At 26.6% G+C, this 864-nt stretch carries 1 protein-coding gene; it reads left to right on the forward strand.

The annotated features are described in order from the left end of the window. Positions 1–58: 58 nt before the first annotated feature. Positions 59–751, forward strand: coding sequence for a hypothetical protein (locus ACW2QF_RS08695; RefSeq protein WP_455715609.1), 693 nt, complete (start codon positions 59–61; stop codon positions 749–751). The last annotated feature ends 113 nt before the right edge of the window (positions 752–864 follow it).

Genomic DNA, 864 nt, shown 5'->3' on the forward strand with positions numbered 1-864 from the left:
CTAAACAAAAATTAATCTTTATGCAATGCAATATCATTAGTAGGAAGGGGACAAATAATTGAAAGAAGTAGCATTAGTTTATGAAGATTGTATAAAAATATCCAATTATGGTCGGTTTATAAGATTTTTATCAAGTATAACAGATAAAGTAACTTATTTGATTGTTTTAAGTAACTATACTCATATACAAGATGAATACGACCAGATTATTTCTGACTTAGAGAAAGAATATAAATTAGAAAATTCTCAGAGAAGATTAAGGTTTGAACAAGATTTAGAGTTTCGAAAGTCTTTATTAGATATGTATCGTACAGAAGAAGAGGTTTTGTCATACTTTGATCGATATGAATTATATGATTCTGCTGATTTTGAAGCAGTAAAACAGAAAATACAATACTATATAACTAATAGTGAAGTACCATTTCCTGACACAAATATTAGAAACAAAACTAATTTACCCCAAATATCATTTTTGGATAGCAAGTTTACCATGTATTCAGACTGTTATGTCGGAGGATTATATAAAATATATAATTTAAAAATGGACGAAAGTATGATTAATTATTTACTTTATGAAGGAGATCTTACGAAAGTGGCATCTTTTAGAAATGTTGAATGGATTGAAGATCCAAGCTTTTATAAAAATAATAGATTAGTATGTTCAGTATGTTCTCATGAATATATCATTACTCTATCTTTGGAAGATAAAGACTATAAAGAATTTAAGACATTAGGAATAAGAGAATGGTAATGTATACAAAAACTTGCATCGTTGTTGCAAGTAATTATGAAGATGATGTCTGGAAAATCCGTCGAAATATTTCAAATTTATAGTGAAAATATTAACAGAATATTGTATAATGT

This window comes from Anaerosporobacter sp. (assembly GCF_965301125.1).